Source organism: Klebsiella sp. 64, from assembly GCF_018223915.1.
GTDB lineage: Bacteria > Pseudomonadota > Gammaproteobacteria > Enterobacterales > Enterobacteriaceae > Klebsiella > Klebsiella pneumoniae.
The window spans coordinates 94,778-120,151 of record NZ_JAGRQZ010000017.1 but is presented as its reverse complement, the minus strand read 5'-3'; the positions used below and the strand labels follow the sequence as shown (position 1 = coordinate 120,151).

The 25,374-nt window shown below is 60.9% G+C and carries 27 protein-coding genes and 1 other annotated feature; of the genes, 13 read left to right on the top strand and 14 right to left on the bottom strand.

Going from position 1 to position 25,374, the window contains the following annotated elements:
* Positions 1–14: 14 nt before the first annotated feature.
* From hisIE to hisL, 9 genes are all read right to left on the bottom strand, one after another.
* On the bottom strand, positions 15–611 hold the full coding sequence (hisIE, locus tag KHQ23_RS13355) for a bifunctional phosphoribosyl-AMP cyclohydrolase/phosphoribosyl-ATP diphosphatase HisIE (protein ID WP_004184787.1): 597 nt from the start codon (positions 609–611) through the stop codon (positions 15–17).
* Entirely contained in the window at positions 605–1,381 is a 777-nt protein-coding gene (hisF, locus tag KHQ23_RS13350; protein ID WP_004180497.1) for an imidazole glycerol phosphate synthase subunit HisF, read from the bottom strand. The genes hisIE and hisF overlap by 7 nt, the downstream gene beginning before the upstream one ends.
* Positions 1,363–2,100, bottom strand: a complete 738-nt coding sequence (hisA, locus tag KHQ23_RS13345) for a 1-(5-phosphoribosyl)-5-[(5-phosphoribosylamino)methylideneamino]imidazole-4-carboxamide isomerase (protein WP_211776885.1) — start codon at positions 2,098–2,100, stop codon at positions 1,363–1,365. The genes hisF and hisA overlap by 19 nt, the downstream gene beginning before the upstream one ends.
* Positions 2,100–2,690, bottom strand: a complete 591-nt coding sequence (gene hisH, locus KHQ23_RS13340; protein WP_032438183.1) for an imidazole glycerol phosphate synthase subunit HisH — start codon at positions 2,688–2,690, stop codon at positions 2,100–2,102. Before hisH ends, hisA begins: the two co-directional genes overlap by 1 nt.
* A complete protein-coding gene (hisB, locus tag KHQ23_RS13335) occupies positions 2,690–3,757 on the bottom strand; it encodes a bifunctional histidinol-phosphatase/imidazoleglycerol-phosphate dehydratase HisB (RefSeq protein WP_004144133.1) in 1,068 nt (355 codons plus the stop codon). The genes hisH and hisB overlap by 1 nt, the downstream gene beginning before the upstream one ends.
* Complete coding sequence (hisC, locus tag KHQ23_RS13330) at positions 3,754–4,815, bottom strand: histidinol-phosphate transaminase (protein WP_004149000.1); 1,062 nt, start codon at positions 4,813–4,815, stop codon at positions 3,754–3,756. The genes hisB and hisC overlap by 4 nt, the downstream gene beginning before the upstream one ends.
* Positions 4,812–6,116, bottom strand: coding sequence for a histidinol dehydrogenase (gene hisD / locus KHQ23_RS13325; RefSeq protein ID WP_040176054.1), 1,305 nt, complete (start codon positions 6,114–6,116; stop codon positions 4,812–4,814). Before hisD ends, hisC begins: the two co-directional genes overlap by 4 nt.
* A gap of 39 nt (positions 6,117–6,155) precedes the next feature.
* Entirely contained in the window at positions 6,156–7,055 is a 900-nt protein-coding gene (hisG, locus tag KHQ23_RS13320; protein ID WP_002912152.1) for an ATP phosphoribosyltransferase, read from the bottom strand.
* A 47-nt stretch (positions 7,056–7,102) separates the two neighbouring features.
* Positions 7,103–7,225: a sequence feature (His leader region), on the bottom strand.
* Positions 7,201–7,251, bottom strand: coding sequence for a his operon leader peptide (gene hisL, locus KHQ23_RS13315; protein WP_004899375.1), 51 nt, complete (start codon positions 7,249–7,251; stop codon positions 7,201–7,203). It overlaps the preceding feature by 25 nt.
* 176 nt (positions 7,252–7,427) lie before the next feature.
* Here hisL and KHQ23_RS13310 point away from each other — a divergent pair, with 176 nt between their 5' ends.
* The 4 genes from KHQ23_RS13310 (at position 7,428) to plaP (ending at position 10,829) form a co-directional block, all read left to right on the top strand.
* Positions 7,428–8,252 (top strand): SDR family oxidoreductase, encoded by an 825-nt coding sequence (locus KHQ23_RS13310; RefSeq protein WP_004152513.1) that lies wholly within the window; start codon positions 7,428–7,430, stop codon positions 8,250–8,252.
* A gap of 38 nt (positions 8,253–8,290) precedes the next feature.
* A complete protein-coding gene (locus KHQ23_RS13305) occupies positions 8,291–9,181 on the top strand; it encodes a LysR family transcriptional regulator (protein ID WP_040176051.1) in 891 nt (296 codons plus the stop codon).
* Between the two features lie 237 nt (positions 9,182–9,418).
* Complete coding sequence (yoeI, locus tag KHQ23_RS26620) at positions 9,419–9,481, top strand: membrane protein YoeI (protein ID WP_096335043.1); 63 nt, start codon at positions 9,419–9,421, stop codon at positions 9,479–9,481.
* A complete protein-coding gene (plaP, locus tag KHQ23_RS13295; protein ID WP_004148994.1) occupies positions 9,471–10,829 on the top strand; it encodes a putrescine/proton symporter PlaP in 1,359 nt (452 codons plus the stop codon). The genes yoeI and plaP overlap by 11 nt, the downstream gene beginning before the upstream one ends.
* Positions 10,830–11,011: 182 nt before the next feature.
* Here plaP and KHQ23_RS13290 read toward each other — a convergent pair whose 3' ends face one another.
* Positions 11,012–11,323 carry a helix-turn-helix transcriptional regulator gene (locus KHQ23_RS13290; protein WP_002912109.1) on the bottom strand — a complete coding sequence of 104 codons (312 nt, stop codon included), beginning with the start codon at positions 11,321–11,323 and terminating at the stop codon, positions 11,012–11,014.
* Between the two features lie 239 nt (positions 11,324–11,562).
* Between KHQ23_RS13290 and fusA the strand changes: the two genes are divergently transcribed.
* A complete protein-coding gene (fusA, locus tag KHQ23_RS13285; RefSeq protein WP_004180492.1) occupies positions 11,563–13,665 on the top strand; it encodes an elongation factor G in 2,103 nt (700 codons plus the stop codon).
* A gap of 223 nt (positions 13,666–13,888) precedes the next feature.
* Here the strand turns inward: fusA and sbcB are convergent, their stop codons facing one another.
* A complete protein-coding gene (sbcB, locus tag KHQ23_RS13280; RefSeq protein WP_023159160.1) occupies positions 13,889–15,313 on the bottom strand; it encodes an exodeoxyribonuclease I in 1,425 nt (474 codons plus the stop codon).
* 180 nt (positions 15,314–15,493) lie between these two features.
* Between sbcB and dacD the strand changes: the two genes are divergently transcribed.
* The 6 genes from dacD to cobT all read left to right on the top strand — a co-directional run bounded on the left by dacD (position 15,494) and on the right by cobT (position 21,105).
* Positions 15,494–16,657 (top strand): serine-type D-Ala-D-Ala carboxypeptidase DacD, encoded by a 1,164-nt coding sequence (dacD, locus tag KHQ23_RS13275; RefSeq protein WP_004153104.1) that lies wholly within the window; start codon positions 15,494–15,496, stop codon positions 16,655–16,657.
* A gap of 176 nt (positions 16,658–16,833) precedes the next feature.
* Positions 16,834–17,307 (top strand): DNA gyrase inhibitor SbmC, encoded by a 474-nt coding sequence (gene sbmC, locus KHQ23_RS13270; protein ID WP_002911889.1) that lies wholly within the window; start codon positions 16,834–16,836, stop codon positions 17,305–17,307.
* Between the two features lie 98 nt (positions 17,308–17,405).
* Positions 17,406–18,464 (top strand): FUSC family protein, encoded by a 1,059-nt coding sequence (locus KHQ23_RS13265; RefSeq protein WP_002911885.1) that lies wholly within the window; start codon positions 17,406–17,408, stop codon positions 18,462–18,464.
* Positions 18,465–18,631: 167 nt separating this feature from the next.
* Positions 18,632–18,955 carry a DUF496 family protein gene (locus KHQ23_RS13260; RefSeq protein WP_040176088.1) on the top strand — a complete coding sequence of 108 codons (324 nt, stop codon included), beginning with the start codon at positions 18,632–18,634 and terminating at the stop codon, positions 18,953–18,955.
* Between the two features lie 314 nt (positions 18,956–19,269).
* A complete protein-coding gene (gene cobS / locus KHQ23_RS13255) occupies positions 19,270–20,010 on the top strand; it encodes an adenosylcobinamide-GDP ribazoletransferase (protein WP_004180482.1) in 741 nt (246 codons plus the stop codon).
* A gap of 27 nt (positions 20,011–20,037) precedes the next feature.
* Positions 20,038–21,105, top strand: a complete 1,068-nt coding sequence (gene cobT / locus KHQ23_RS13250; RefSeq protein ID WP_211776884.1) for a nicotinate-nucleotide--dimethylbenzimidazole phosphoribosyltransferase — start codon at positions 20,038–20,040, stop codon at positions 21,103–21,105.
* Between the two features lie 42 nt (positions 21,106–21,147).
* On the opposite strand, the gene KHQ23_RS13245 is transcribed toward cobT, so the two are convergent.
* Entirely contained in the window at positions 21,148–22,257 is a 1,110-nt protein-coding gene (locus KHQ23_RS13245; RefSeq protein ID WP_004200363.1) for an adenosylhomocysteinase, read from the bottom strand.
* 198 nt (positions 22,258–22,455) lie between these two features.
* On the opposite strand from KHQ23_RS13245, the gene KHQ23_RS13240 reads away from it, so the two are divergent.
* Positions 22,456–23,187: an HPP family protein gene (locus KHQ23_RS13240; RefSeq protein WP_002911879.1), complete on the top strand. Its 732-nt coding sequence runs from the start codon at positions 22,456–22,458 to the stop codon at positions 23,185–23,187.
* Between the two features lie 21 nt (positions 23,188–23,208).
* Here KHQ23_RS13240 and KHQ23_RS13235 read toward each other — a convergent pair whose 3' ends face one another.
* The gene (locus tag KHQ23_RS13235) at positions 23,209–23,598 is read right to left on the bottom strand and encodes a tautomerase family protein (protein WP_004175282.1); all 390 of its coding nucleotides are present in this window, start codon (positions 23,596–23,598) and stop codon (positions 23,209–23,211) included.
* Between the two features lie 115 nt (positions 23,599–23,713).
* On the opposite strand from KHQ23_RS13235, the gene KHQ23_RS13230 reads away from it, so the two are divergent.
* Positions 23,714–24,670 (top strand): LysR family transcriptional regulator, encoded by a 957-nt coding sequence (locus tag KHQ23_RS13230; RefSeq protein ID WP_032426378.1) that lies wholly within the window; start codon positions 23,714–23,716, stop codon positions 24,668–24,670.
* Here KHQ23_RS13230 and KHQ23_RS13225 read toward each other — a convergent pair.
* On the bottom strand, positions 24,630–25,370 hold the full coding sequence (locus KHQ23_RS13225; RefSeq protein ID WP_004184772.1) for a lipoate--protein ligase family protein: 741 nt from the start codon (positions 25,368–25,370) through the stop codon (positions 24,630–24,632). The two genes, KHQ23_RS13230 and KHQ23_RS13225, sit on opposite strands and share 41 nt — an antisense overlap.
* Between the last annotated feature and the right edge of the window lie 4 nt (positions 25,371–25,374).

Sequence of the window (25,374 nt, the reverse complement as noted above, 5' to 3'; positions counted from 1 at the left end):
CGGGGGTCAACGCGTTAGTGTCGACTCTTCAGATTATCAATCACTTCCCCGAGATCCAGCCCCTGGTCCTGCAGCAGCACCAGCAGGTGATACATCAGGTCCGACGCCTCATTCTTCAGCTCGAAGCGGTCGTTCACGGTGGCGGCCAGCGCGGTCTCCACGCCTTCTTCCCCCACTTTCTGCGCAATACGCTTGGTGCCGCTGGCATACAGCTTCGCCGTATAGGAGCTCTCCGGGTCGGCGTGTTTACGCTCGGCCAGCAGTTGCTCCAGCTGATAGAGGAACAGCCACTGGTGGCCGGTTTCGCCGAAGCAGCTAGTGGTGCCTTTGTGGCAGGTCGGCCCGATCGGGTTTACCAGCACCAGCAGCGTATCGTTGTCACAGTCCGGCGTGATGCTCACTACATTGAGGACATGGCCCGAGGTTTCACCCTTGGTCCACAGCCGCTGCTTGGTGCGCGAGTAAAAGGTAACCTTGCCGGTGGCTTCGGTTTTCTCCAGCGCCTCCTTGTTCATGTAGCCGTGCATCAGCACTTCGCCGGATACGGCGTGCTGCACGATGGCCGGCATCATGCCGTCCGTTTTTTCCCAGTCCAGCTGTTCAGTCAACATACCCTTATCTCCACGCCCTGTGCCGCCAGGTACGCTTTCAGTTCGCCAATATTAATAATCTGTTTGTGGAATACCGAGGCCGCCAGCGCGCCGTCAACGTCGGCGTCGCGGAAGGCTTCGAGGAAGTGTTCCATAGTGCCCGCGCCGCCGGAGGCGATCAGCGGGACGTGGCACACCGCGCGAACCTTCGCCAGCTGCTGCAGGTCGTAGCCGTTGCGTACCCCGTCCTGGTTCATCATATTGAGAACGATCTCGCCTGCGCCGCGCTTCTGCACTTCCTCCACCCAGTCGAGGGTTTCCCACTGCGTCACCCGGGTGCGGCTCTCGTCGCCGGTATACTGGTTGACGTGATACTTGCCGGTCTCTGCATCAAACCAGGTATCAATCCCCACCACGATACACTGCACGCCAAAGCGGTCGGCAAGGCGGGTGATCAGCGTCGGGTCGGCGAGAGCAGGGGAGTTAATCGAGATCTTATCGGCGCCGAAGGAGAGGATCTGCGCCGCGTCTTCCAGCGACTTGATCCCGCCCGCCACGCAGAAAGGAATATCGATTACTTCCGCCACGCGCGACACCCAGCTCTTGTCGACCACCCGACCGTCGCTGGAGGCGGTGATATCATAGAACACCAGTTCGTCGGCACCTTCGTCGGCATAGCGCTTGGCCAGCGGGACGATGTCGCCAATGATCTCGTGATTACGGAACTGTACGCCTTTCACTACCTGGCCGTCGCGGACGTCGAGGCAGGGGATTATCCGTTTTGCCAGCATTGAATGGCCTCCGTTACGTTGAATTTACCTTCCAGCAGCGCGCGACCGACAATCACGCCGCGCACCCCGGTGCCGCGCAGGGCGGCAATATCATTGAGATCGCCGATGCCGCCGGATGACTGAAACGCCACCTGCGGGTAGCGGGCGCAGACTTCCTCGTACAGCGAGACGTTAGAGCCTGCCAGGGTGCCGTCGCGGGAGATATCGGTGCACAGCACTTGCTGCAGGCCGACCGGCAGATAACTTTCCACCAGCTCCTCCAGCGTCACGCCGGAGTTTTCCTGCCAGCCGCTGACCGCCACCTGCTTATTGCCGTCGGCGTCGATACGCACGTCGAGGGCGAGCACCAGCCGTTCTGGGCCAAAGCGTTTGAACCAGCCTTTCACTTCCTCCGGGGATTTCACCGCGGTGGAGCCGACCACCACGCGGGCGACGCCGGCCTCAAGCAGGGCCGCGACATCCGCTTCGGTCCGCACGCCGCCGCCAACCTGTACCGGGACGTCAACCCCGGCGACCAGCGATTTCAGCAGCGGGATTTGGCGTTTCGCCGGATCCTTCGCCCCGGTCAGATCGACCAGGTGCAGGACTTCCGCTCCCTGAGCGGCATAGGCCTGCAGGCGCGGCAGCGGATCGCTGCCATAGTCGCGCTGCTGGCCGTAATCGCCCTGATGGAGACGAACGACGGTGCCGTCGATTAAATCTAAAGCAGGAATAATCATCACATCTCCAGGAAGTTTTTCAGCAGCTGCGCCCCGGCGCTCCCGGAGCGCTCCGGGTGAAACTGCACGCCAAAGAAGTTATCTTTCTGCACCGCGGCGGTGAACGCCTCGCCGTAATTGCACTGGGCGATGGTGTACGGGTTGACCGGCATGGCGTAGCTGTGCACGAAGTAGAAATACGCGCCTTCTTCAATGCCGCGGAACAGCCGATCGCCAGCTTTGGCATACACCCGGTTCCAGCCCATGTGCGGCAATGGCAGACCGTGGTCGGTCATCTTCGGCACCTCTTCTTCGATAATGCCCAGCAGATCGACGCCGTTGTTCTCCTCGCTGCGCTTGCCGAGCAGCTGCATGCCCAGGCAAATCCCCAGCACCGGCTGGGTACAGGCTTTGATCAGGTCGATCAGCTCGCGGTCGCGCAGCTGATCCATCGCCGCCTGGGCGGTGCCGACGCCGGGAAGAAACAGTTTATCGGCACGCAATACCACTTCCGGATCGCGGCTGACCATCGGCTCATAGCCGTGGCGGCCAATCGCCGATTTCACCGAATTGAGGTTGGCGCAGCCGGTATCAAGGATCACCACATTCATTACAGCACCCCTTTGGAAGACGGCAGGGCATCGCCCTGGACGCGGATCGCCTGGCGCAGCGTACGGCCAAAGGCTTTGAACAGGCTCTCCACGCGGTGGTGATCGTTCTTACCCTTGGTTTTCAGGTGCAGGGTCACCGCCATGGTGTAGGAGAGCGAGCGGAAGAAGTGTTCCACCATCTCGGTGCTCAGATCGCCGACGCGCTGATAGGTGAAGTCCGCCTTATACTCCAGGTGCGGACGGCCGGAGATATCCAGCGCGCAGCGGGCGAGACACTCGTCCATCGGCAGCACGAAGCCGAAGCGGTTGATGCCGCGCTTGTCGCCAAGGGCCAGCTTCAGGGCTTCGCCGAGGGCCAGGCCGGTATCCTCCACCGTGTGGTGGTCGTCGATGTACAGATCGCCGCCGACGTTAACCTCCATGCGGAAGCCGCCGTGGGTGGCGATTTGGTCGAGCATATGGTCAAAAAAGCCGACGCCGGTATGGATCTTGCTGCCGCCTTCGCGGTCCAGCCACACTTTCACATCCACCTGGGTCTCTTTGGTGATGCGCTCGACGTGGGCATAGCGGTCGCGGCGGGTCAGCTGCTCGCAGATGGTCGGCCAGTCGAGCGTCTCGCGGTCATAGCGCAGACCGGTAATTCCCATGTTATCCGCCAGCTCAAGGTCGGTGGCCCGGTCGCCAATCACATAGCTGTGGGCTTTATCCAGCACGCCCTCTTCCAGCCACGGCAGCACCAGCTGCGTTTTTGGCTTGCGGCAGGCGCAGTTGTCGCCCGGGAAGTGCGGACAAATCAGCACCTCTTCAAAGTTAACGCCCTGCGAGGCGAAGATCTGCATCATCAGGTTGTGCGGGCCATCAAACGCTTCCTGCGGCAGACTGTCGGTTCCCAGGCCATCCTGATTGGTGATCATCACCAGCTTATAGCCTTCCTGCTGCAGCTTCAGCAGCGCCGGGATCACCTGCGGCTCAAACGCCAGCTTGTCGAACCGGTCCACCTGGAAATCCTCCGGCGGTTCGGAAATCAGGGTGCCGTCACGGTCAATAAAGAGATACTTCTGGGTCATACATTCTCCGCAGTCAAGGCGTCAATCACGCGCTGGCTCTCGGCACGGGTACCGATAGTGATACGCAAACAGCCGCTTAATGAAGGTTGTTTATTCTGGTCACGTAAGATAATGCCCTGATCCCACAAAGATTTAAACACTGCGCTGGAGGCGGTTATCCGCGCCAGCACATAGTTGGTCTCGGAATCGAAGACCTGCTCCACGCAGGCGATGCCGCGCAGCTGTTCCACCAGGTAGCGGCGCTCGTCAAGGATCTGCGCCACGCGCTGGCGCATCGCGGCGATCCCCTCCGGGCTCAGGGCCTGGGCGGCGATATCGGCCACCGGCGTGGAGAGCGGGTACGGGGCGATCACTTTCAGCAGCACGTTGATCACCTCGGCGTTGGCGAGGGTGAAGCCGCAGCGCAGGCCGGCGAGGGCGAAGGCTTTGGACAGCGTGCGCAGCACCACCAGGTGCGGATAGTCGCTGAGCCAGCCGGCGAGCGTCGCCTGCGGGCAGAATTCAATATAGGCTTCGTCGGCCACCACGATGGCTTTGCCGCGGGTCATCTCCAGCAGGTCGCGCATCGACTGCGGGTCGATAATCTGCCCGGTCGGGTTGTTCGGGCTGCAGACGAAGACCACCTTCACGCCGTCCAGCCGCGCTTCGATGCCCGGCAGGTCGAGCTGCCAGTCGGCCAGCGTCGGCACGGTGCGGCACTCGACGCCGATGGTCTCGGCGCTGACGCTGTACATGCCGTAGGTCGGCGGGCAGTAGAGCACCGCGTCTTCGCCGGGCTCACAGAAGGCGCGGATCAGCAGCTCGATGCCTTCGTCGGCGCCGCGGCTGACCAGCACCTGCTCCGGTTTGACCTCGGCGTAGCGGGCGTAGCTCTCAATCACGGCCTTCGGCTGCGGCTCCGGATAGCGGTTCAGCGTCTGTTCGGTAAGCTGGAAGGCTACGGCGGTAGGGAATTCGTTGGCGTTGAGCCAGACGTCGCCTTTGCCGCCCAGCCGGCGAGCGGATTGATACGGGGTCAGCGCGCGGACGTTGGCGCGGGCTAAATCTTCAATACTCATGCTTGCTCCTTCAGGGCGGCAACGCGCAGCGTTACGGCGTTTTTGTGGGCGTCAAGGCGCTCGGCGGCGGCCAGGATCTCAATCGTTGAGGCAAGGGCGGCAAAGCCGTCGCGCGACAGCTCCTGCACGGTCATCCGCTTCTGGAAGTCGGCCAGACCGAGGCTTGAGCAGGTGGCGGTGTAACCATAGGTCGGCAGGACGTGGTTGGTGCCCGAGGCGTAGTCGCCCGCGGATTCCGGTGACCAGTCACCGAGGAAAACGGAACCGGCGCTGGTGATGTTGTCCACCAGCTCGCGGGCCTGACGGGTCTGAATGATCAGGTGCTCCGGGCCGTACAGGTTGGAAATAGCCACGCACTGCGCCAGATCGCGGGCCACGATGATCCGGCTGGCGGAGAGCGCCACGCGGGCAGTTTCGGCGCGCGGCAGGGCGGCCAGCTGGCGCTCCACGGCTTCGGCGACGCGGCTGCCCATGTCGGCGTCCGGGGTCAGGAGGATCACCTGCGAGTCCGGGCCGTGTTCCGCCTGCGACAGCAGGTCAGAGGCGACAAAGTCCGGGTTGGCGCCGCTGTCGGCGATGACCAGCACTTCCGACGGGCCGGCCGGCATGTCGATGGCTGCGCCGTCCAGACGCTGGCTGACCTGGCGTTTGGCTTCCGTGACGTAAGCGTTGCCCGGGCCAAAGATTTTATCCACCTTCGGCACCGACTCGGTACCGAGGGCGAGGGCAGCGATGGCCTGGGCGCCGCCGACGTTAAAGATGGTTTTTACGCCGCACAGCTGTGCGGCATAGAGGATCTCATCGGCAATCGGCGGCGGCGAGCAGAGCACCACCTGCTGACAGCCGGCGATGCGCGCCGGCGTCGCCAGCATCAGCACCGTGGAGAACAGCGGCGCCGAGCCACCCGGGATGTACAGCCCGACGGAGGCGATAGGGCGGGTGACCTGCTGGCAGCGCACCCCCGGCAGCGTTTCGACATCCACCGCCTGCAGCTGCTGCGCGTTGTGGAAGGTCTCGATGTTTTTCACCGCCACCGCCATCGCCTGCTTCAGCTCGTCGCTGAGGCGTTCACCGGCGGCGGCGATCTCGGCCTCGCTCACCTGCAGCGCGGCGACGGTGGTTTTATCAAACTTCGCGCTGTATTCGCGCAGCGCCGCGTCGCCGTTGGCTTTGACGTTATCGAGGATCTCCGTCACCGTTTTACTGATGCTGTCGGAGGCGGAAATTGCCGGGCGCGTTAAGAGTTGCTGTTGTTGGTCTGCGCTACAGCCGTTCCAGTCGATGATTGTGTTGAAGCTCATGATTGTATTCCCCTGTGTGTCCTGTGACCGGCTGGCCGATTACTCCATCATTTTCTCAATCGGCAGCACCAGAATGGAGCTGGCGCCCAGCGCCTTCAGTTTTTCCATGGTCTCCCAGAACAGGGTTTCGCTGCTGACCATGTGCATAGCCACGCGCTGCTTGTCGCCTGCCAGCGGCAGAATAGTCGGCCGCTCGGCGCCCGGCAGCAGGGCAACCACTTCTTCCAGGCGTTCGGTCGGGGCGTGCATCATGATGTATTTCGACTCGCGGGCCTGAATCACACCCTGAATACGGGTCAGCAGGCGGTCAATCAACTGCTGTTTGGCGTCGGCCATTTCGCCGTCGCGCTGGATCAGACAGGCTTTGGAGCGGTAGATCACTTCCACTTCGCGCAGGCCGTTGGCTTCCAGGGTGGCGCCGGTGGAGACGAGGTCGCAGATAGCGTCGGCGAGGCCGGCGCGCGGCGCCACTTCCACGGAGCCGTTCAGCAGACAGGATTTAAAGGAGATACCTTTTTGATCGAGGTAGCGCTTCAGCAGGTGCGGGTAAGAGGTGGCGATACGTTTGCCGTCCAGCGCCGCCGGGCCGTTCCAGGCTTCATCCACCGGAGTCGCCAGCGACAGGCGGCAGCCGCCGAAGTCGAGACGGCGCAGGGTGAAGTAGCGCGGGTCTTCGCCCTGGGCGCGGCGGCTGAGCAGCTCTTCTTCCAGCACGTTTTCGCCGATAATGCCGAGGTCGACAACACCGTCCATCACCAGGCCCGGGATATCGTCATCACGCACGCGCAGAATATCGATTGGCATATTTTCCGCCAGCGCAATCAGACGCTGGGTGTGCAAATTGACTTTAATGCCGCAGCGGCTGAGTAATTCGCGTGAATCTTCGCTTAAACGGCCTGATTTCTGAATAGCTATGCGTAAACGGGTGTTGTCTAACATTGTTCTTTTCCTCTGAATACCTGTCTGAATCTGTCCGAATTTGGTCCAAAAAAAAGCCCCCGGAAGTGAATCTTCCGGGGGCTCTCTGCGCGTTCATGCACCACTGGAAGATCCAAACGTCTTCCAGCACACATCGCCTGAAAGACTAGTCAGGATGATGGTGATGATGGTGGTGTTTAAATTGAACGCGGTTCATAAAAATTCTCTGTGAATGACTATGCATTTGATGTCCTTTAACCTAAACCACTTCCGCCGCAGAAAGCAAGGGCTTTTTTCTATCATTAATTCATTTCATATTGAGCGAAGAAATTGTCAGTTGCCGCTGGCTGGCGTAGCCTGTAATCAGCACAGCGAAAGAGTCAGGAGCCTGGGATGAAAAAGGTCGCGATAGTCGGTTTGGGATGGCTGGGGATGCCGCTGGCGCTGTCGTTGACGGCGCGAGGCTGGCAGGTCACCGGCAGTAAAACTACGCAGGATGGCGTGGAGGCGGCGCGGATGTGCGGGATCGACAGCTATCCGCTGCGCCTGGAGCCGCAGCTGGTCTGTGATACCGAGGACCTCGACGCGCTGATGAACGTCGATGCGCTGGTGATCACCCTGCCGGCCCGGCGTACCGGGGCAGGGGAAGGGTTTTATCTACAGGCGGTGCAGGAGATCGTCGATACCGCGCTGGCGTACCATATTCCGCGGATCGTCTTCACCAGCTCCACCTCGGTGTATGGCAACGTCAACGGTACGGTGAAGGAGAATTCCCCGCGTCTGCCGCAAACCGCCAGCGGACAGGTGCTCAAGGAGCTGGAGGACTGGCTGCACAACCTGCCGGGGACGTCGGTGGATATTCTGCGCCTGGCCGGGCTGGTGGGGCCTTCCCGCCATCCGGGACGTTTTTTCGCCGGCAAGTCGGCGCCGGATGGCCAGCACGTGGTCAATCTGGTGCATTTGCAGGATGTGGTGGCCGCTATCGAACTGCTGCTGCAGGCCCCGAAGGGCGGGCACATCTATAATCTATGTGCGCCCCGCCACCCTGCGCGCGGCCTCTTTTATCCGCAGATGGCCCGCGAGCTCGGTCTGCCGCCGCCGGTGTTCAGCGACAGCCCGGACGGCGGCCAGGGCAAGATTGTGGATGGCAATCGTATCTGCAATGAGCTGGGGTTTGAGTACCAGTACCCCGATCCGCTGGTGATGCCGATGGAGTGATCCGCCAGCGGTGATTCGCATACCGTAAGGGGGTAGCGATGAAACCACTGCTGGATGTCCTCGTGATCCTGGATGCCCTGGAAAAAGAGGGGAGCTTTGCCGCCGCATCGGCAAAGCTCTTTAAAACGCCCTCGGCGCTGAGCTACACCATTCACCGCCTGGAAAGCGATCTCAATATTCAGCTGCTCGACCGCAGCGGCCATCGCGCGCGCTTTACCCCCAGCGGACAGATGCTGCTGGAGAAAGGGCGGGAGGTGCTGCATATCGCCCGCGAACTGGAGAACCGGGCGGTTAAGCTGCAGCAGGGGTGGGAGAATAGCCTTCGTCTGGCGGTGGACAGCACCTTTCCCGTGGCGCTGCTCTCGCCGCCAATCGCTGCATTTTATCAACAACAGCCGCTGACCCGGCTGCACTTCACGCTGAACCCCTCCCTGCTGGACTGGCGGCCGCTGACTGACGGGCAGGCCGATCTGCTGCTGGGGGCGCTCGGCGAACCGCCGCCGCTGAGCGGTTATGACTATCTCCCCCTCGGCGAGCTGGAGCTGCTGCTGGTCGTTGCCCCACAGCATCCGCTGGCGCGACACCGCGCACCGTTGAGCTGGCGAACCCTGCGCCGTTACCGGGCGGTGGCCACCGGCGAGGGCGGGGCGCTACTCAGCGATCAGGAGGCCCTGACGGTGTGTGACGCCGCGGGGCAGCTGGCGCTGCTGCGCCTGGGGCTGGGCTGGGGGTGCCTGCCGCGCTATCAGGTGCAGGGTCTGCTGGACAGCGGCGAGCTGGTCTGCATGACCGTGCGCGGGCTTTCGCCTCGTCAACGCGCGTGGATCGCCTGGAATGACGCCACCTGCGGTTTGGCTGGCAAATGGTGGCGGGAAACGCTATTAGCAAATAGTGCTATTTTTACAATTTATCATACGGAAACCGTATAGATATTAGCACGTTAAAAATTATGCTTACGCAATGAACTTCATAACATCTTGTCAACGCCGTTGAATTTGTTGCAAAATATGCGGCCTGAAAACCAGAGACTAGCCGACGCTTTTTTTTAAAGTGTCGGTTATTTTTTTGGTCGAAAGACACATCATTCAATACCAAGAGGCCGGGCTTCGTACCGGATAGATATTTACTAAAAACCGACAGTCGTTGTCGCTGAGGAATAGAAAGAAATGGGGCAATTTTTTGCTTACGCGCTGGCGTTCACCGTAAAAGGGGATAACTATGTCGCATAACGCTACTCCAAATACCTCTCGCGTGGAATTACGTAAAACGCTTACGTTAGTTCCGGTTGTAATGATGGGCCTGGCCTATATGCAGCCGATGACGCTGTTCGATACGTTTGGTATCGTCTCTGGTATGACCGACGGTCACGTGCCGACGGCCTACGCCTTTGCGTTAATCGCCATTCTGTTTACTGCCCTGAGCTATGGCAAGCTGGTACGTCGTTACCCGTCCGCCGGCTCGGCGTATACCTATGCGCAGAAATCCATCAGCCCGACCGTTGGCTTTATGGTGGGTTGGTCCTCGCTGCTCGACTACCTGTTCGCGCCGATGATCAACATTCTGCTGGCGAAAATCTATTTTGAAGCGCTGGTGCCTTCGATTCCGTCGTGGGTGTTTGTTATCGCGCTGGTCGCCTTTATGACCGCCTTTAACCTGCGCAGTATTAAATCCGTGGCCAACTTCAACACCGTGATCGTGGTGCTGCAGGTGGTGCTGATTGCCGTTATTCTCGGCATGGTGATTTATGGCGTGTTTGAAGGCGAGGGCGCCGGTACGCTGGCCAGCAGCCGTCCGTTCTGGTCCGGTGACGCGCACGTGATCCCGATGATTACCGGGGCGACGATCCTGTGCTTCTCGTTTACCGGTTTCGACGGCATCAGCAACCTGTCTGAAGAGACCAAAGATGCAGAGCGCGTCATCCCGCGCGCGATCTTCCTGACCGCGCTGATCGGCGGCCTGATCTTCATCTTTGCCACCTACTTCCTGCAGCTGTACTTCCCGGATATCTCGCGCTTTAAAGATCCGGATGCGTCACAGCCGGAAATTATGCTCTACGTGGCAGGTAAAGCCTTCCAGGTTGGCGCGCTGATCTTCTCCACCATCACCGTACTGGCGTCCGGTATGGCGGCGCACGCTGGCGTGGCGCGTCTGATGTACGTGATGGGCCGCGACGGCGTGTTCCCGAAAAGCTTCTTCGGCTACGTGCACCCGACCTGGCGCACTCCGGCGATGAACATCATCCTGGTCGGCGCGATTGCGCTGCTGGCGATTAACTTCGACCTGGTGATGGCGACGGCGCTGATTAACTTTGGTGCGCTGGTGGCGTTTACCTTCGTTAACCTGTCGGTGATTTCCCAGTTCTGGATCCGTGAGAAGCGCAACAAGACGCTGAAAGACCACTTCCAGTATCTGTTCCTGCCGATGTGCGGCGCCCTGACCGTTGGCGCGCTGTGGGTCAACCTGGAAGAGAGCTCGATGATTCTGGGCCTGATCTGGGCCGGTATCGGTCTGGTCTACCTGGCCTGCGTGACCAAAAGCTTCCGCAATCCGGTGCCGCAGTACGAAGATGTGGCCTAAGGCATAGCGTGATGTAAATAAGAAAAGCCGGAGGGAAACCTCCGGCTTTTTTTTCGTCTGCGCCGGTTCGACATCGAGGTCTGATTTTTTTGCAGGGCGGCGCTTGCCGGGCCTGGGGGACATAAGCTGACGGGAGGCCGCCGTAGGCCGGGTCAGGCGCAGCCGCCACCCGGCAGAAGAGCTTATCCTGCCTGCACCATAACTTTCAGCAGCGTATCCAGCAGGCCGGGAAAACGGGCGTCCAGATCTTCCCGGCGCAGCGAAATCATGTTCTCCCGTCCCTGAGGCCGTTGCCAGATCACACCGCTGTCGCGCAGGACGCGCCAGTGGTGGGTCATGGTGGACTTGGCCACCTCCTCCTGGCGCAGGGCGTTGCAGCTCAGCTCGCTGCCGTCGGCCAGCGTACGAATGATCTCCAATCGCAGTGGGTTACCGAGCGCGGAAAGGACATTTTCCAGGCGAATTTGTTCTCGTTCGGGGTGATTGGCGATCATAATAATCCTGTGTCGGCGGTGGCGCGGCGCATGGCAGCCGCAGCCCATATCGGCGGCTGGCGGCTACTATACCCAAACTCCGGTTCAGATACCACGCGCGCCGCCGCAACCTGCCCAATCGTAATGATAGCAAAAATAGTTCGAATATACTCGTACAGTTGTACTATGATAGACGCAGTTAAATGAACTGCGGATCATTTCGACCGCAGACTGACCGTCAAAACGACTAAGGACGCATCATGCCCCGACCCATCCCTCTCGAACGTTATCGCAACATCGGTATCTCCGCGCATATCGATGCCGGTAAAACCACCACCACCGAGCGCATCCTGTTTTATACCGGGATGAGCCATAAGCTGGGTGAAGTACACGATGGCGCGGCAACCACCGACTGGATGGCCCAGGAGCAAGAGCGCGGGATCACCATTACCTCGGCGGCGGTAAGCTGCTTCTGGCCGGGGATGGACCGCAGCTTCGAGCCGCACCGGATCAATATCATCGACACCCCGGGGCACGTGGATTTCACCATTGAGGTGGAGCGTTCCATGCGCGTGCTCGACGGCGCGGTGATGGTGTATGACTCCGTCGGCGGGGTGCAGCCCCAGTCGGAGACCGTCTGGCGCCAGGCGAATAAATACCACGTTCCGCGGCTGGCCTTCGTCAACAAGATGGACCGCCCCGGCGCGGACTTCTTCCGCGTGGTGCAGATGATGATCGACCGTCTGAAGGCTAACCCGGTGCCAATTGTGATACCTATTGGCGCCGAAGAACATTTCACCGGCGTCGTCGACCTGGTGAAAATGCGCGCCATCCTGTGGGATGACGCCACCCAGGGCATGACCTTTAGCTATGGGCCAGTCCCTGACGATCTGTTGGCGACGGCGCAGCAGTGGCGGGAGAAAATGGTCTCGGCGGCGGCGGAAGCCAGCGATGAGCTGATGGATAAATACCTGGAAACCGGTGAGCTGGACGAGGCGGAGATCGTCGCCGGTCTGCGCCAGCGCACGGTGAAGGGAGAGATCCAGGCGGTGCTCTGCGGGAGCGCCTTTAAAAACAAAGGCGTGCAGCGCATGCTCGATGCGGTGGTGGAGCTGATGCCGTCGCCGCTGGATATTCCGGCGATACAGGGCGTTGATGAGCAAGGCCAGCCGGCGGAACGCCATCCGAGCGACGATGAGCCGCTGTCGGCGCTGGCGTTCAAACTGATGACCGACCCCTACGTCGGCCAGTTGACCTTTATCCGCGTCTACTCCGGGACGCTGAAGAAAGGCGATGCGGTGTGGAACCCGGTGAAGGGCAAGAAAGAGCGCATCGGGCGTATCGTGCTGATGCAGGCCAACGACCGCCACGAAGTTGACGAACTGCACGCCGGGGATATCGCGGCCTGCGTCGGTCTGAAGGATGTGACCACCGGCGATACGTTATGCGACCCGGATGCGATCATTACCCTCGAACGGATGGAGTTTCCGGAGCCGGTGATTTCGCTGGCCATTGAGCCGAAGACCAAAGCGGACCAGGAGAAAATGGGCATCGCGCTGCAGCGGCTGGCGGCGGAAGATCCGTCGTTCCGTCTGCATACCGATGAAGAGTCCGGCCAGACGATTATCTCCGGCATGGGTGAGCTGCATCTGGAGATCATTGTCGACCGGATGAAGCGCGAGTTTGGCGTCGAGGCCAACATTGGCCGTCCGCAGGTCACCTACCGTGAAACCCTGCGCAAGAAAGTGACGGACGTGGAAGGCAAATTTGTGCGCCAGTCCGGCGGCAAAGGGCAGTATGGCCACGTCGTACTGACCCTGGAGCCGCTGGAGCCGGGCAGCGGTTTCGTCTTCGAGGACGCCACCAAAGGCGGGGTAGTGCCGCGCGAGTACATCCCTTCCGTGGAGAAAGGGCTGCGTGAAGCGATGGGCACCGGCGTGCTGGCGGGCTATCCGGTGGTTGACGTGAAAGCGACCCTGACCTTTGGATCGTACCACGACGTGGACTCCTCGGAGATGGCGTTCCGCATGGCGGCGATCTTTGGCTTCCGGGAAGGCGCGCGCAAAGCGGATCCGGTGATCCTTGAGCCGGTGATGCACGTCGAGGTGGAGACGCCGGAAGAGTACGCCGGGAATATTATGGGCGATCTCTCTTCCCGTCGCGGGATGGTGCAGGGGATGGAAGAGCGCTTCGGCAGCCAGATCATCCGCGCCGACGTGCCGCTGGCGGAGATGTTTGGTTATTCCACCACGCTGCGCTCGATGTCTCAGGGACGGGCAACCTACAGCATGGAGTTCCACCATTACGCGGAAGCGCCGCGTAATGTGGCGGATGAAATCATCGCCAGCCGCGCGAAAAGCTAAGCAACGTTCCCGGGTGCGACGCGAGGCGTCTTACCCGGGCTACTCTGGTACCAGCGCCCAGGCCCGGTAAGGCGAAGCCGCCACCGGGCAAAAAGGTAAGCACGAACTGGGGACGCAATGCCCGGCGGGGCTGCGCTTGCGCGGGCCTACGGTCAGGCGTCCTCCCCGGTCATCGTTTGTAGCCCGGGTAAGGCGTTAGCCGCAACCCGGGTATTTCAGCCAATCAGACAATATCCTGTGCGTACTGCCACAGCGCCTTCAGCTGCGCCAGCTTCTCTTTATCATCCGCATACTGTTGATACAGCATCTGCAGCTCATCGGCATAGGCTTGCAAAAACTCTGGCGTAAACACCTGACGACGGTGCTCTAACCAGCGCTGCTGCTCATGTTCATCGAGCGTGCCGGGGAAGTTGCGCGCCCGGTAGTTAAACAGCAGGCGTTCGATACGCTTATCGGCGAAGGTAATATCCAGCGCCGGCAGATTGCGCGGTTCGGTTTCCAGCACGATTTTCATCGCCGCGCGGTCGGCATCGCTAAAGAACCCATTGTAAAGCTGGGCGTCGACGTTTTCGGACGGCACGAACGGCTCGGCTTCGGCATAGACCGCCACCACTTTCTCCCGCACCTGCGGATTCGCCCGCAGCAGCTGGGCATTCTCCAGACAGCGCTGAATGGAGATCCCCAGCCGGTCGGCATCCTGCGGGCGCAGGGTATTGGCCTGAGCCAGCACCGGACATTTATTGAGATGCACCAGCTTGATCGGCGCCGCCGGCAGATCGCCAAGCTCGGCGCGCGGGGTGTAAAGCCGCTCGCGCAAGGCATCGGCATCGAGCTCCAGCAGCGGCGCCATATCGCCCGCCAGATCGACCATAATCACCGCATTGCGGTTTTCCGGATGCCAGGCCAGGGGCGCCACCAGGCTGGTGTTGCCGCGCGCGGCGCCAAACATGCCGGAGACATGCACCAGCGGTTTCATCTGCGGCACGTCGATGAGCGTCGCCAGCTTGCGCTTATTGCGGTGGCTGTAGAGATAATCAAACAGCCGCGGCTGCCGGGTTTTCACCAGCTTCGCCATGGCGATGGTGGCGTACACATCGGCCATCGCGTCATGGGCGTTCTGGTGTTCAATACCGTTGGCGACGGTCAGATGTTCAAGCCGGAAGCTGGGCAAACCCTCGTCATTCTCCGGCCAGGCGATCCCTTCCGGACGCAGGGCATAGCAGGCGCGCATCACGTCGAGCAGATCCCAGCGCGAGTTATCGTGCTGCCAGCTCCAGGCATAAGGGTCATAGAAGTTGCGATAGAAGATATTCCGCGTCACTTCGTCATCAAAGCGCACGTTGTTATAGCCGACGATACAGGTTTGCGGCACCGTGAACAGATCGTGGATGCGGCGGGCAAACGCGGCCTCATTATCCCCTTTGGCCAGCGCTTCCTGCGGGGTGATCCCGGTGATCATCACCGCCTGCGGCTGCGGCAGATAATCGTCAGCGGGCTTGCAGTAAAACACCTCGGGCTCGCCGATCACGTTCAGCTCCGCGTCGGTGCGGATGGCGGCGAACTGCGCCGGTCGGTCGAGGGAAGGGCTGGTGCCGAAGGTTTCATAATCGTGGAATAAAAATCCGGGCTGGTTGACGCTATCTTGCATAGTCTGTTCATTATCCGTGGTGGCGTGCGACCGATATGGTAAACGATTTGCCCGGTCATCAGAAGGGTCGCGGCAAGCAACTTCCTCTGCTGTGTCATATTTTCTTGCAATTAAACCCTGATATGAAACGCGAAGTTCCGTAAAAAGGACGGCGGATCTGTAAATCTAGAGGATATGCCGTTGAAAGGCCGTTTGTTTATTGCTGTATCTTTGCTCGCTTCGAGCGTTTCCTGCGCATTTGCCGTCGACTTACCTGCTACGGTCGCGCCGCCTTCCATTCAGGCTGGCTCCTGGGTGCTGATGGATTACACCACCGGTCAGGTCCTGACCGCGGGTAACGAACATCAGCAGCGCAATCCTGCCAGTCTGACCAAACTGATGACCGGCTACGTGGTCGATCGCGCCATCGACAGCCATCGTATCACCTTTGACGATATCGTCACCGTGGGTAAAGACGCCTGGGCGAAGGGCAACCCGGTGTTCGACGGGTCATCGCTGATGTTCTTAAAGCCAGGGGATCGCGTCAGCGTTCGCGACCTCAGCCGCGGGCTGATTGTCGACTCCGGTAACGACGCCTGCGTCGCGCTGGCCGACTATGTCGCCGGCGGCCAGCCGCAGTTTGTCGCCCTGATGAATCAGTATGTCGAAAAACTGCACCTGCGGGACACCCATTTCGAAACCGTCCACGGCCTCGACGCTCCGGGCCAGCACAGTTCGGCCTATGACCTCGCGGTGCTCTCGCGGGCGATTATTCATGGCGAACCAGACGTCTACCACATGTACAGCCAGAAAAGCCTGACGTGGAACGGGATCACCCAGCAAAACCGTAACGGTCTGCTGTGGGATAAAACCATGAACGTCGATGGCCTGAAAACCGGCCACACCTCGGGGGCCGGGTTCAACCTGATCGCCTCGGCGGTGGATGGCCAGCGCCGGCTGATCGCCGTGGTGATGGGGGCGGACAGTCCGAAAGGCCGCGAGCAGCAGGCCGCTAAACTGCTGCACTGGGGGCAGCAGAACTTCGACACCGTGCAGGTGCTGCAGAAGGGGCAGAAGGTCGGCACCGAGCGTATCTGGTACGGCGATAAAGAGCAGATTAAGCTCGGCACCGATCAGGATTTCTGGTTAGCCCTGCCGAAGGCGGAAGTGTCGCGCATTAAAGCGAAATATGTGCTGGATAAGAAGGATCTTGAGGCGCCGATCGCCGCCAATCAGCGGGTTGGCGAGATTTCACTGTATGACGGCGACAAGGTGGTGGGGCACTATCCGCTGGTCACCCTCGAAAGCATCAATAAAGGCGGAGTGTTCTCGCGAATGAGCGATTACCTGCATCACGAGCTGTAACCACGCCAACCGCCTCTTTGCAGGCGGTTTTTTTTCGTCTGTCGCTCGTGCTGGCGGGGCGCCTGTTTTTACAGCAGTGTGGTGGCGACTCTGTGAATTCGCGCACATACTGAGGGGGGATCTCCTGTTAAATTAACTGTATATTCATACAGTAATTTATCTCCAAAGGAGGCAAGATGAACTACAGCATTACCACCCTCGGCAAGAAAACCATCGCCGGTTTCCATCTGGTCGGGCCCTGGGATCACACGGTCAAGCAGGGGTTTGAGCAACTGATGATGTGGGTTGAGAACCACCAGGTGCCCGCCCGCGAATGGGTGGCCGTCTACTACGATAACCCGGAGGAAGTGCCGGCGGAAAAACTGCGCTGCGCGACAGCGGTCACCGTGGACGAGGATTATGTCATTCCCGCCAACAGCGAAGGGGTGATCCTGGCGGCGATTGCCGGCGGGGATTACGCCTGCGCCCGCGCGCGGGTGGTGGATTACGACTTCGCCACCCCGTGGATGCAGTTTTTTGACAGCCTGCAGCAGAGCACGGCGTATCGCATCGCCCCCCAGCCCTGCTTTGAGGTCTATCTTAACGACGGCAACCACGACGGCTACTGGGATATCGACATGTATGTTCCCGTTGAGCGCGTCGCGTCGTAGCAGTTTACCCCTGTTCCGGACAAGGTTTTTTACATTCCCGGCATGCTCCGGGCGAAAAAGCAGTTACAATTGGCCTTTTCGTTTTGCCGGAGAGGGTTGTGCGCGCTGATAAATCACTCAAGCCATTTGAGATCCGCTTGTATCGCCATTATCGGGTGGTGCATGGTGTGCGGATTGCGCTGGCCTTTGTGCTCACTTTTTTGCTGGTGCGGCTGCTGAACGTGCCTGAGGGAACCTGGCCTCTCATCACTCTGGTGGTGGTGATGGGGCCGATCTCCTTCTGGGGTAACGTCGTGCCGCGGGCGTTTCAGCGTATCGGCGGCACGATCCTCGGTTCGGCGCTGGGGCTGGTGGCGCTGAAGCTTGAGCTCATCTCTCTGCCGCTGATGGTCCTCTGGTGCGCGGCGGCGATGTTCCTCTGCGGCTGGCTGGCGCTGGGCAAGAAACCCTATCAGGCGCTGCTGATCGGCATTACTCTGTCGGTGGTGGTCGGGGCGCCGCCCGGCGATATGCATACCGCGCTGTGGCGAAGCGGCGATGTGATCTTCGGCTCGCTGCTGGCGATGCTGTTTACCGGCATCTGGCCGCAGCGGGCGTTCATCCACTGGCGCATCCAGATGGCCAGCTATGTCACCAACTTTAACCGCCTCTACCAGGCCGGCTTCTCGCCAAATCTGGTGGATCGACCGCGGCTGGAAAAGCATCTCCAGCAGGCGCTGAACGACGTGGTTAAAATGCGCGGGCTGATCACCCCCGCCAGCAAAGAGACGCACATCCAGAAGGCGATCTTCGAGGCTATCCAGACCGTCAGCCGCAACCTCGTCTGCATGCTGGAGCTGCAGATCAACGCCTGGTGGGCAACGCGTCCGGGTCACTTCGTGATGCTCAATGCGCACACCCTGCGGGAGACGCAGCAAATGACCCAGCAGACGCTATTGTCCATCGCCCACGCGCTGTACGAAGGGAACCCTCAGCCTGTGCGCGCCAACAATGAAAAGCTGACTGAGATCGTCCTCGAACTGCGCCAGCTGCTGAAAGAGCAGGGTGATGACGGCCTGGCGGAAACCCCGGTCCATGGCTATGTTTGGCTCTCAATCGAACTGGCGCGCCAGCTGGAGCTGCTCTCGCATCTGATCTGCCGCGCGTTGCGCAAATAAACACCAGATGCACCGGGTAACCACATGGGTTGTTTCGATTCAGCAGCGTTTAGGGTTATGATAAACGCAAAGGAAAAAACATTGTCATCAGCGGCTGCTAGCAGTTATGTTAGCCCTATAACGCAGTCGCTTTACGAATCCGAATCTCAATTATTAGGGGTGTAAAAATGGAAACAACTAAGCCTTCTTTCCAGGACGTACTGGAGTTTGTTCGTCTGTACCGTCGTAAGAACAAACTGCAGCGTGAAATTCAGGACGTTGAGAAAAAGATCCGTGATAACCAGAAGCGCGTTCTGCTGCTGGACAACCTCAGCGACTACATCAAACCGGGCATGAGCGTGGAAGCCATCCAGGGCATCATCGGCAGCATGAAGAGCGATTACGAAGATCGCGTTGATGATTACATCATCAAAAATGCCGAGCTGTCCAAAGAGCGCCGCGACATCTCGAAAAAACTGAAAGTGATGGGCGAAGCCAAAGTCGAAGGCTAAACCCTGCCGGTCCGGCGGCGTTAAGCGTCGCCGGGCTGTTCCGCGTTTCCCTCTCTTTCCTGCTTTTTTCTGCGAAAACTTTGTTCCGGCAACTGCCTCTCCTCACCGACACTTTGCTATACTGGCCCGCGAAAAACGTATTGATATCGGAAAGGTTTCTCTCATCCTGGCCGGGCATCTGACGCAGCGGCGTCAGGGCGATATCTCAACACCTCTCACCTCTCCGACGATCGATTCGCCAGAAGACAAACTCAGGTGCTGACCGGGCGCGACAGAACTCTTCCGCTGCTTTCGCCGACAGGAGTCAACCTCACGTGATTAAGTCATTCTTTGCTGCACTCTCGTTTATCAGCCGCCTGCCGGTCCCGGCGCGGTTATCTCAGGGCCTGGAGATCGAACAGTACCAGCGCAGTATCGTCACCTTTCCGCTGGTCGGTTTACTGCTCGGCGCCATCGCCGGCGCGGTGGCGCTCCTCCTGCAGCCGTGGTGCGGCGTCCCGCTGGCGGCGCTGTTCGGCGTGCTGGCGCTGGCGCTGCTCACCGGCGGATTCCACCTTGACGGGCTGGCTGATACCTGCGACGGCATTTTCTCCGCCCGCACCCGCGATCGGATGCTGGAGATCATGCGCGACAGCCGGCTGGGCACCCACGGCGGGCTGGCGCTGATCTTCGTGCTGGTGGCGAAAGTGCTGGTGGTTGGCGAGCTGCTGCTGCGTGATATCCACCCCATCGCAGCCCTGGCGGCGGCCTGCGCCGTCGGTCGCGGGATGGCGGTGCTGCTGATGTATCGTCATCGCTATGCGCGGGAAAAGGGGCTGGGCAATCTGTTTATCGGCAAAATTAGCCTGCAGCAGACGCTGGTGACGATGGCGATGGCGATCGCGCTGGCCACCGCCCTGCTGGGGCTGCAGGGGCTGCGCGCCGCGCTGATCACCCTGGTGCTGATTTGGGGTCTGGGATGGGCGCTGAAGCGAACTCTCGGCGGGCAGACCGGGGATACCCTCGGGGCGGCGATTGAGCTGGGCGAATTACTCTTTTTACTGGCGCTGCTGTAAGGCCTGACGCCAACGGTGAGGAACAGAATGGTAACACTTTCGGCGTTACTGGCTGCCATTCCGCAGCCCGATGTGGCGGGCATGGCGCGCGCTCAGCAGCATATTGATGGCCTGTTAAAGCCGCCCGGCAGCCTTGGCCGTCTGGAGACGCTGGCGGTGCAGCTGGCCGGTCTGCCTGGCTTGCAGGGGCAGCTGGCGCTGGCGGAGAAAGCGATTGTGGTCATGTGCGCCGACCATGGCGTCTGGCATGAAGGCGTGACCCCTTCGCCGCAGGGGGTGACGGCCATTCATGCCGGCAATATGATGCGGGGCAACACCGGCGTCTGCGTGCTGGCGGCGCAGGCCGGGGCCAGGGTGCAGGTAGTGGATGTCGGCATCGATGCCGACCCGCTGCCGGGCCTGATTAACCTCAAAGTGGCCCGCGGTAGCGGGAATATCGCCCGGACGGCGGCGATGAGCCGCCAGCAGGCGGAGACGGTGCTGCTGGCCAGCATGCATCTCACCCGCCAGCTCGCTGCCGACGGGGTGAAAGCCTTCGGCGTCGGCGAATTGGGAATGGCCAATACCACCCCGGCCGCAGCGACGATCAGTGTCCTGACGGGCAGCGACCCTGACGCGGTGGTGGGCTGTGGGGCCAATCTGCCGCTGGCGCAGCGGGGCCATAAGGTGGCGGTGGTGCGCCAGGCGATAGCCCATAATCAGCCGAACCCGGCCGACGGGCTGGATGTCCTGGCGAAGGTGGGGGGTTACGATCTGGTGGGCATGACCGGGGTGATCCTCGGGGCGGCTTCCTGTGGCCTGCCGGTGGTGCTGGATGGCTTCCTCTCCTATGCTTCTGCCCTGGCCGCCTGCCGCATGGCCCCGTCGGCGCACCCTTATCTTATTCCTTCACACCTGTCGGCGGAGAAAGGGGCGCAGATCGCCCTCGACGCGCTGGGTCTGCGGCCGTATCTCGATATGGACATGCGCCTGGGAGAGGGCAGCGGCGCCGCGCTGGCGATGCACCTGCTGGATGCCGCCAGCGTGATGTACAACCAGATGGGAACGCTGGCGCAGAGCAATATTGTGTTGCCCGATAGCGCGCCGTCATCCTGATGGTGGAGCGCATCGTCCCGCGATGGGGGCGATGCGCCGGGTTTACAGGGCCTGCTGCCAGACCGCCTGGGGCAGGAGATAAACCTTCGCCGGGGCGCGCATGCCGTCGGTGACAATATGACGGATGCCGCTGGCCATCACCGCCAGGGTGACGTCAAAGGCGTTCAGGCTGTCGCCGAAGCCCGCGGTCAGATTGAGCATTGAACCATTGGCCAGCAGATAGACGGTTTTGTCGGCCATGCGGTAGGCGTTGATATACGGCATCACCTCTTCCTGGGGGTACTGGCGCAGGTAATCGCCGTCGATCTCTTCCGCCACGTGGCCGACGTTAAGGATAAATACTCCCGCTTTCGCGCGGTCCAGCGCCTGGCGATTAACCACGTTTTTACCGCCTGTCGCCGTGGCCACCACGTCCGCCGAGGCGATAGCCTCCTGGAGGTCCACCACGTGCCAGCCGTCGTAGGCCGCCTGCAGACGGCGGGCAGGATCGATCTCCGCCACCATCACCTGACCGCCAAAAGCTTTTGCCGCCGCCGCGACGCCCTGGCCGACCAGGCCGTAGCCGATCACCAGCACTTTTTTCTCATGCAGGGTGAGGTGAGTGGTCTGGAAGAAGGTGTGCCAGGCAGTGAGACCGACCATATGGCGGTTGTGCAGCCCCTCTTTGACCGGCAGATCGTCCCAGTTAAAGATCGGATAGCCTGGCTGAATATCCCCCAGCCGATTGACGCCCGAGCCGGTGGCTTCCAGACCCGCCACGATGTTCCCAAACTCGCCGCGCTGGTGGAGCAGGGTGGTGATATCGGCGCCCATCTCGCACAGGTGAGTGGGCTGCCAGGCAATCGCTTTTTCCCATGACTGTTGCCAGTCGGCATCGCTCATATTGCGCCACGCGCAGGCCTCGGCGCCGCGCTCCACCAGCCAGGCCACCACGTCGTCCTGCACGGTGGTGGGGTTACAGGTGGTTAAAAAGACCTGAGCGCCCTTGTCGAGGATCCCCTGCACCAGCGGGATCATTTTCATGTCGAGGTGCATACAGCAGGCCAGACGCACGCCGCTGAGGTCGGGCAGCGCGGCGACCTGACGCAGGGTACGCGGCATATTCTGGCTGGCCCATGCCACTTCTTTCGCTAAAGAGATTTTATTATTCACTGGGTTATGACCTTCAATTCGCAAAAGGGGTATCCCCCTGACCGAAAAGGGATTCTATCAGCCCCCGCGAGAATTCACAGCACAATGCCGTCGGACATCGCCGCCCGCGCTATCCCCTGCGAAAGACAGGGTTGTTAATTTAAGGTTAAAAAAAGAAAATAAAATATAAGTAATTCCTATGATTTGAGCGATGAAGCGATGTTGAGTGTTATTCCTGCGGGGATATTTTCACGGCTGCGGATTTTCCTTGGCCGCCTGAAGCCGCACGCGCTGCCGGTGGCCCGCCGGCATATCGTGCTGGGATCCATTGGCGCCGGCACCGGACTGGCGGTGACCAGCATGTTCAGCCACTGGCTGCTCGGCGAAGTCAATCTGTGGTTTATTGCCCCGATGGGGGCCTCGGCGGTACTCCTGTTTGGCGTACCGAGCAGCCCGCTGGCGCAGCCGTGGTCGATTGTCGGCGGCAACGTGCTGTCGGCGCTGATCGGCGTCACGGTGGGTATGCTGGTCCCCGATGCGGCGCTGGCCTGCGGTCTGGCGGCGGCTCTGGCCATCGCCGGGATGTATTTTCTGCGCTGTCTGCATCCCCCCGGCGGCGCGGTGGCCCTGACGGCGATCCTCGGCGGCGCCGGGGTGCACAGCGAAGGCTATCACTTTGTGCTGACCCCGGTGCTCCTCAACTCGCTGATGCTGGCGCTGCTGGCTATTGTGTTTAATAACCTGGTTGGCCGCCGTTATCCGCATCCGCTGGCGGCAGAGGAGGTCAAATCCAGGGCGGTGCCGCTGGGTATTTCGGTCACCCGGGAAGATATTCACGCCGCGCTGCTGGAAGGCCAGTTCCTCGACATTGATGAAGACGATGTCCAGGAGCTGCTGGAGAATATCGAGCAGCAGGCGCGGCAGCGTATCGCGACGGCAGCCCGCCGCTAAGGGCGTGCTGCGGGCTGCGGGTTACAGATCGCCGGTAAGATACTGCGCGACCCCGCGGCCAAAGCTCCAGTCGCCTTTCTGGTTACTGATAATCGACACCATCAGATCATCGCCGCTCAGGCCGCAGTGTTCCGCCAGCTCCTCCTGCAAAATGGCGAAGAAGCGCTGCTTCTGCGCCTCGCTGCGCGGGCTGGTATAGACCCGCACCACCACCAGATCCCGCGTGCGGGTCAGTCCGAGGCCGGTATCTTCAATCACCATATGGTGGGCTTTGTTTTCATGAACAATCTGGTAACGGTCGCGTTCTGGTACCTCGAAGGCGCGCAGCACGGCGCGATGGGCGGCATCCAGCAGGGTTTTGACCTCCTGTTCCGTACGGCCTTCAATCAGGTCAAATGTCAGTAATGGCATGCAGGTGCTCCTTATCGTTAGGGAATAATGATGGGCTCAACAAGATGCTAGCCGATGCCGCCGCCGGCAAAAACCGCTATAGTTGAATACATTGTTTTTACTGGTGAACAATCACATGAGCGAGAGTCGTCCGGAGAGTTACTGGATCCATCTGTACTGGCTGACGGTGCTGGAAGAACAAAAAAGCTATACCCGGACCGCGGAAAAGCTGGGGATCAGCAAGTCGGCTATCAGCCAGAAAATCAGCGAGCTGGAGCGGGTGACCGGTAAAACCCTCGTCCATCGCACCACCCGCAGCGTGAGCCTCAGCGACGACGGACTGCGGCTGGTGGCGGAGCTCAACGAGCCGTTTGGTCAGCTGCGGGATATTTTCACCGGCGCCTGCGATGAGGGCGGGCCGCTGCGGGGAACGCTGCGCCTGACCGCGCCGGTGGCCTTTTCCCGCCAGCAGCTGGTCCCGGCAATCGCGCCTTTTTTGCATCAGCATCCCCAGCTGCATCTGCAGCTTGAGGTCACCGACCGGCTGGTCTCTCTGGCCAGCGAAGGGTTCGATCTCGCCATCCGCCACTGTCGACGCGAGGCGCTCCCGGATACCCACGTCGCCTGGCCGCTGTGTCACACCGCGACGCTTACCGTCGCGTCCGCCGACTATATTCGCCGCCATGGCCGCCCGGAGACCCCCGAAGATCTGCGCCACCACCAATGCCTGACCTATCCCCGTGGGCCACAGCGCCCGCAGTGGACGTTCGCCTCCCGTCAGTCGCCCGATGCTCGGGTGACCATCAACGTGCAGGGGCCATTCGCCACCAATAACAGCGAGTCGCTACGTGATGCAGTGCTGGCGGGGCTTGGGGTGGCGCTGTTGCCGGATTTCAGCGCCCGGGAGGCCATTGGCCGCGGGCTGGTGCAGGAGCTGCTGCCGGCGTGGCAGCCAGTAGAGGTGTTTGCCGATCGGCTGTACGTCATCCGGCCCTATACCCCGCGCGTGTCGCGCGCGGTGGAAACCTTCAGCCGCTACCTGAAAGCGACCTTCAGCGAGACGCGTCCAGCTCCTGCGCCAGCGCCTCGCTAAAGCGGGGCAGCAGATGGCGCTCGCCGGGAAGCAGCTGCGCGAGAGTCACGGTCTTGTCAGCGCAATAGACCCGCTCGCTGCCGAGCTGCGCTTCAAAGGCGTTCGCCGCCTGATGCGCCGCGCTCAGATCGGCGTCAATAAGGATCACCGCATGGGCCAGCACCACGTGGCCGCCGCCCGCCGCCAGCGGCCGCCAGTACTGGGCGGTACCGACAATCTTGCGCGCCTCCGCGCCTTCTCCGCAGGCAAGATTATACCGGCCATCGCAAAAGGAACCGCTCACCGCCCGGGGGTGGCTGGCAACGCCGAAGCGCGCGAGGGTGCGCTGCAGCACAGCGCACAGCGAATGATAGATTGGTTCGGCGGCTTCGCCGAGCGGCTGCTGCACCGGCCAGGCGAGGCTAAGGTTGATAATGCCCGGCCCCTGGGGCACCAGACCGCCGCCGGAGCGGCGAAGCCATACCGGCCAGCCGCGCGCGGCAAAATGCGCGCTGACCGCCGGCAGATCCGTAAACTGACGATAGCTCCCCGGCACCACCAATCCCTGCGGCGCCTGCCAGAGCTGGGCGACGGCCTCGCCGGCGCTGGCTTTGGCAAACAGCGGCTGTTCCGCCTGGGTGGGATCCTCGCAAAACTGCAGCGCCAGCGAAGAGGGGGAAAAACGGCGAGGCCAGCAGTCGGCCAGGGTTAACTGAGACATGTAT

Coding starts and splice junctions, on each gene's coding strand:
- hisIE (WP_004184787.1), bottom strand. CDS start 611: ATGTTGACTGAACAGCTGGACTGGGAAAAAACGGACGGCATGATGCCG.
- hisF (WP_004180497.1), bottom strand. CDS start 1,381: ATGCTGGCAAAACGGATAATCCCCTGCCTCGACGTCCGCGACGGCCAG.
- hisA (WP_211776885.1), bottom strand. CDS start 2,100: ATGATTATTCCTGCTTTAGATTTAATCGACGGCACCGTCGTTCGTCTC.
- hisH (WP_032438183.1), bottom strand. CDS start 2,690: ATGAATGTGGTGATCCTTGATACCGGCTGCGCCAACCTCAATTCGGTG.
- hisB (WP_004144133.1), bottom strand. CDS start 3,757: ATGACCCAGAAGTATCTCTTTATTGACCGTGACGGCACCCTGATTTCC.
- hisC (WP_004149000.1), bottom strand. CDS start 4,815: ATGAGTATTGAAGATTTAGCCCGCGCCAACGTCCGCGCGCTGACCCCG.
- hisD (WP_040176054.1), bottom strand. CDS start 6,116: ATGAGCTTCAACACAATCATCGACTGGAACGGCTGTAGCGCAGACCAA.
- hisG (WP_002912152.1), bottom strand. CDS start 7,055: ATGTTAGACAACACCCGTTTACGCATAGCTATTCAGAAATCAGGCCGT.
- KHQ23_RS13310 (WP_004152513.1), top strand. CDS start 7,428: ATGAAAAAGGTCGCGATAGTCGGTTTGGGATGGCTGGGGATGCCGCTG.
- KHQ23_RS13305 (WP_040176051.1), top strand. CDS start 8,291: ATGAAACCACTGCTGGATGTCCTCGTGATCCTGGATGCCCTGGAAAAA.
- plaP (WP_004148994.1), top strand. CDS start 9,471: ATGTCGCATAACGCTACTCCAAATACCTCTCGCGTGGAATTACGTAAA.
- KHQ23_RS13290 (WP_002912109.1), bottom strand. CDS start 11,323: ATGATCGCCAATCACCCCGAACGAGAACAAATTCGCCTGGAAAATGTC.
- fusA (WP_004180492.1), top strand. CDS start 11,563: ATGCCCCGACCCATCCCTCTCGAACGTTATCGCAACATCGGTATCTCC.
- sbcB (WP_023159160.1), bottom strand. CDS start 15,313: ATGCAAGATAGCGTCAACCAGCCCGGATTTTTATTCCACGATTATGAA.
- sbmC (WP_002911889.1), top strand. CDS start 16,834: ATGAACTACAGCATTACCACCCTCGGCAAGAAAACCATCGCCGGTTTC.
- KHQ23_RS13260 (WP_040176088.1), top strand. CDS start 18,632: ATGGAAACAACTAAGCCTTCTTTCCAGGACGTACTGGAGTTTGTTCGT.
- cobT (WP_211776884.1), top strand. CDS start 20,038: ATGGTAACACTTTCGGCGTTACTGGCTGCCATTCCGCAGCCCGATGTG.
- KHQ23_RS13240 (WP_002911879.1), top strand. CDS start 22,456: ATGTTGAGTGTTATTCCTGCGGGGATATTTTCACGGCTGCGGATTTTC.
- KHQ23_RS13235 (WP_004175282.1), bottom strand. CDS start 23,598: ATGCCATTACTGACATTTGACCTGATTGAAGGCCGTACGGAACAGGAG.
- KHQ23_RS13230 (WP_032426378.1), top strand. CDS start 23,714: ATGAGCGAGAGTCGTCCGGAGAGTTACTGGATCCATCTGTACTGGCTG.
- KHQ23_RS13225 (WP_004184772.1), bottom strand. CDS start 25,370: ATGTCTCAGTTAACCCTGGCCGACTGCTGGCCTCGCCGTTTTTCCCCC.